Genomic DNA, 4,717 nt, shown 5'->3' with positions numbered 1-4,717 from the left:
CGATGTCGAGGTTGTTGATCTCGGTGAAGGGGCCCTCCACCTCCCCGTGGCCGATGACGGCAGCTTCTACATTGCTAGGGAAGCAGTCCTCTAGGCCTAGGGTCTCCGTAAAGTATCTGACCTGCTCAACTTTCCTTTGCTTGAGGGGCACCTGGATCAGCATTACCAGGTTCAGGGCTTCTTCCGGAACTTCCGCCGAGTCGGGATCCCTGGGGGTTGGGTTGGCGCCTTGCTGGGCTTGGAAATCGCTGAGGCGCTGCCCAGTAAGGCTGGCCCGTTCACCGTTTTGGTTGAAGAAAAGGCGCTGATGTTGGGGCCGAGGGCGGATCCCTCGTGGCGTCCGGTATCTTCCCAGGTGAGCTCAACGATATCCAGCCCGTAGTGGGCTGCCAGGGATCGCGCCTGCGGATCCCCGGTCATGGCGATTGTCCGGTCGATCACCTGCCTATAAGCGAAGTACTCTGCCCATTGCGGCAGCGATGAGGAAGGATCCTGGCTCGTCGGAAAATCCATAGGGTTTGCCTAAGCAGTGGACATCAGCGGCAGAGCAGCCGGGGAAATGCTCATCCAGCTCAGCGAACTCAGCAGCCAAAAGGTGGGGATGTGGGCTTCCTTACAATATAGTAGTAGGCTCCCTTCTTTGACGATGCCCTGACCATAACCCGGTTACGGAGAGCCGGCGCGGCAGTTTCGCTTTTGGCAACCCCATCCCTTTGCCGGGATCCCCAGCTACCTGGGCTACCATAAAAAGCTGTAGGGCTTTTGCATGAATCATCACAGGTCATGGCCAATATTCAACGGGATCCTGAGGTCAACGTGTCTGCGGCCACGGCCATTTCTTCAGAGTCTCAGCCTTCGGCGCCCCCCTTGCCTTTGCCCGTCATGTTTCGCCTAGGCTTATTTCAGATGGGGCTGGGGATGATGTCGCTGCTGACCCTGGGAGTGCTCAATCGAGTCATGATTGACCCGGAGCTCTTGGCCATCCCGGCCACGGTGGTGGGGGGATCCCTGGCCATGCACCAGTTGGTTTCCCCGGCCCGCGTCTGGTTTGGGCAGCTTTCCGATGCCAAGCCTTTGTTTGGGACGCACCGCAGCGGCTATGTGCGCCTGGGCTCGGTGCTGTTTGCCCTGTGCATCTTCTTGGCCGTGCAGGTGGTGTGGGGTTTGGGGCAGAGCTTTGCCAGTAGCGGTTGGTCGCTGGCCACCTACGGTTGGATTGCTCTCGCCGCCTTGATGTTTGCTCTTTATGGGCTTTGCCTGAGCGCCTGCTCCACGCCCTTTGCGGCGCTGCTGGTGGATGTTTCCGATGAGCACAACCGCTCCCAGTTGGTGGGGATCGTCTGGTCGATGCTGATGGTGGGCATTGCCGGCGGGGCAATTGGCTCGGCAGTGCTGCTGCGCGGCCTGGATCCCGAGAACTTGCAGAGCACGATCAACCGCCTCTTCATTGTTATTCCTGCTGTGGTGATCCTGCTGGGGGTGATCGCCACCTGGGGGGTGGAAGAACGCTATTCCCGCTATGGATCCCGTTCCACCTTGGCCGGGCGGGAAGACCAGATCACCCTGGGCACGGCCCTCAAGGTGCTCACCGCCAGCCGCCAAACCCTGATCTTCTTTGGCTTTTTGGTTCTGATGACCATGGGCCTGTTTATCCAGCAGCCGGTTCTGGAGCCCTATGGCGGCGAGGTGTTCGGCATGACCGTATCCCAAAGTACCCAGCTCAACGCCTTCTGGAGCCTGGGCGTTCTGGCGGGAATTGTGGTGACCGGATTTCTGATCGTGCCCAGGCTGGGCAAGCAGCCAACGGCTCGGCTGGGCTGCCTGCTGGTGGCGATCTCCTTTGGGTTGACCATTTTGGCAGGGTTTACGGGCGAGCCAGCGATGTTGCAACTGTGCATGATCCTGTTTGGCCTGGCTTCCGGGATCACCACCAACGGCGCCATTAGCCTAATGTTGGACTTGACGGCAGCAGAAACCGCCGGCACCTTCATCGGGGCTTGGGGCCTAGCCCAGGCCATGTCGCAGGCGCTTTCTACCCTCATTGGTGGCGCCCTGCTGGATCTGGGGCGGATTCTCTTTCCCTCTTCCCCCGTCCTCTCCTACGCCACCGTCTTCGGGGTGGAGGCGGCGGTGATGCTGCTGGCGGTGTATTTGCTGGGACGGGTAAGCGTAGCCGAGTTCCGGGAGAAAACCAGCCGCGCCCTGACCGAGGTGCTGGCGCTGGATCTGGAGGGCTAGCGCCGCTGGGCCGGCTCGTAGTGGGGGCAGCCCTGGCAGGGTCCGTTGGGGTTAACGGCGCAGCGCAACAGGGGCGAGCGGGCATTGAACCGACAGGAGGGATCCCCTAGAAAGTGGCCGGCCTCAGGGGGTGGGCTCACCGGGCGAATGAGAGCGCGGATACTGCACAGGTGATATTTGCCCTGCCGCAGTTGATAGGAATGGCGCTTTTCCAAAACCAAATAGTGCTGCTCCGCCAGTTGAACGTAGGTACCCGGATGGGGGCTGCTCTCCCAGGGACATTCCTCCACCACCTCTCCCGAATCCGCATCGATCCACTGAATGGGCAAGGCCGGGTTGACAGAAGACATAAGGTGCCAAGGAGGCCAGCCTGGAGAACAGACCGGCAAACAATAGAATGGACGCGGTTTTGCCTGTACTGGTTCTATTTAGTGTAGAGGATTTTCCTTGGGCGGGCCGCCAATTGGGGAGAGGATCGAGCCCCAGCTCCTCGCGCCTGATCTAGATCTCCTTTTTCCCGAGGGAGGTTACCTCCATCTCTTGCGCCTCGAGTAGCCAGAGACCTTATCTCTTGCCGAGGGGGTTGCCTTAGACCCCGTTTTCTTACTGTGGCATTATGGGTCAGAAGCAAAGATTGGTAGCCTGGCTGAGGATAGGCCACTGGTGAGCCACATCTGCCTGGAGCGACCGGAGTCCTTATGGTAGGGCAAACCTTGGCTGGCCGCTATCAGATCCTAGAAGAACTGGGATCCAGCGGGCAAACCTACCTGGCCCAAGATGGCCATCGCCCCGAACAGATCTGGGTGGTGATCAGGCGTTGGCAACCTCGCTCTCCCAAGGAGGAAGAGCCCTCTGCCACCCGGCAGCAATTTCAACAGGCCATGGCGCTGCGGGAACGCCTGGGATCCCATGACACTCTCCCGCGCCTGCTGGCCTATTTTGAGGAGGAGGGGGGCTTTTACTGGGTAGAAGAGTGGATCGAGGGGCCTACCCTGGAGCAAGCCTTGCGCCAGGCCACGGAGCAAGGGCAGCTCTGGTCAGAGGCGGAGGTGCGGGCCTTTTTGCAAGATGTGCTGCAAACCTTGGCCTTGCTACACAGTGAGGGGGTAAACTGCTGCAACCTAGAGCCCTCTCGCCTGATCTGTCGCCGGGCGGATGGCCGCTGGGTGGTGTTGGGCTTGGGCTGCTGCAACTCTGGGCCCGAGGCTGCCGACAGTGATCTGGAGGCACTTGGGCTCATCGCCATACAGGCCCTCTCAGGGATCCCGCCCCACAAGCTGTTTCGCGACCCGTTGACGGGGGAGCTGCGCTGGCACGATCTGGCTCCTACCAGCGCTCCTTTTGCCGCTTTTTTGGATTGCCTGGTGGGTTGTGACCCGCGGCAGCGCTTTGCTTCGGCAGCGGCAGCTTTGGCCGCTCTCCAGGCTTTGCCTCTGGCAGAGGGCGTCTCTCCCGGCGCTGAGATCCTGCCCGACCCTGTTGCCGCCGCTCCCTTACAGGAGCCGACTACGCCGCCGCGTTCCTCGGTATCACTGCGGGCGCGTTTCTGGATCCCACCACTTTGGGCGGGGAGTAGTCTGGCGGCTTTGCTGGTGCTACTCGGAGCTGCTGCCTGGCAACTGGCGGCCAACCTCAGCCTGTGGGGAGAGAAGGCAATTGTGCCCAGGGACTCTGTCCCGCCCGCGGGAACGAGGGCAAATTTGGGATCCGCTGGGCTCAAAAGCTTCAGCTCCCCAGAGCAGCCGCCCAATCCCTCCAGGACTGGATCCCTATCCTCTTCCAGCCCTGCCCTCAACCTAGCTGACTGGGCCAAGTCCTTGCAGCTCAAGGCCACACTGGAAGGCCCCGCCGCTATCACCGCTCTGGCCATCAGCCCGGATGGAGATCTCCTGGTTGCCGGGGGAGACGACGGTGTCATCCGCTTTTGGGATCCCCAGGCCGGCCAACTGCTGCAGAGCTGGGCAGGCCACGAAGGCTCGATTGAGACGCTGGCCGTCAGCCCCGATGGTACCTTTTTGGTGAGTGGGGGGGCCGACAAGACGGTGCGGGTTTGGGATTTGGCCACCCTGGGGGATGGGGTGCCACGGCTGCAGTTGCAGGGCCACACCGAGCTGATCAACAGCGTCGCCATCAGCCCCGATGGCCGTTGGATTGCCAGCGGCAGCGCCGACCGTACCATTCGCCTTTGGCAAGCTGAGGATGGCCAGTTGGTGCGCACCATCGACAGCGCCGCCCACCCGGTTACCCAGGGGTCAGGCATTACGGCGGTGGCCTTCGCTCCCTCTGGGGTGGCGGAAAAAAGGAGCCCGCCCTGGATCCTGGTGGCCGCCAACGGGGATCCCACTGTTCATCTTTGGGATCCCGGCAGCGGGGCTTTGTTGAAAACCCTGGAGGCTGACTACCCCATCGAGCAGGTGCTCCTCAGCCCCGATGGCCGCCACTTGCTCGCCGCCAGCGCTTCCGGCATCTGGATCTGGAA

At 61.5% G+C, this 4,717-nt stretch carries 4 protein-coding genes; 2 read left to right on the top strand and 2 right to left on the bottom strand.

Annotated elements, in window-relative coordinates; genetic code table 11:
* Positions 1-171: 171 nt before the first annotated feature.
* Positions 172-513, bottom strand: a complete 342-nt coding sequence (locus NW841_RS11915; protein ID WP_414386554.1) for a hypothetical protein — start codon at positions 511-513, stop codon at positions 172-174.
* 270 nt (positions 514-783) lie between these two features.
* On the opposite strand from NW841_RS11915, the gene NW841_RS11910 reads away from it, so the two are divergent.
* Positions 784-2,238, top strand: a complete 1,455-nt coding sequence (locus NW841_RS11910) for a BCD family MFS transporter (protein ID WP_414363738.1) — start codon at positions 784-786, stop codon at positions 2,236-2,238.
* Here the strand turns inward: NW841_RS11910 and NW841_RS11905 are convergent.
* Positions 2,235-2,588, bottom strand: coding sequence for a DUF6464 family protein (locus NW841_RS11905; protein ID WP_414363740.1), 354 nt, complete (start codon positions 2,586-2,588; stop codon positions 2,235-2,237). The genes NW841_RS11910 and NW841_RS11905 overlap by 4 nt on opposite strands.
* 348 nt (positions 2,589-2,936) lie before the next feature.
* Between NW841_RS11905 and NW841_RS11900 the strand changes: the two genes are divergently transcribed.
* The coding region (locus NW841_RS11900) for a hypothetical protein (RefSeq protein WP_414386553.1) at positions 2,937-4,717 on the top strand (1,781 nt) is incomplete at its 3' end.

This window comes from Synechococcus sp. H60.3 (assembly GCF_047462295.1).
Lineage (GTDB): Bacteria > Cyanobacteriota > Cyanobacteriia > Thermostichales > Thermostichaceae > Thermostichus.
This window is presented reverse-complemented; position numbering and strand designations above follow the sequence as displayed.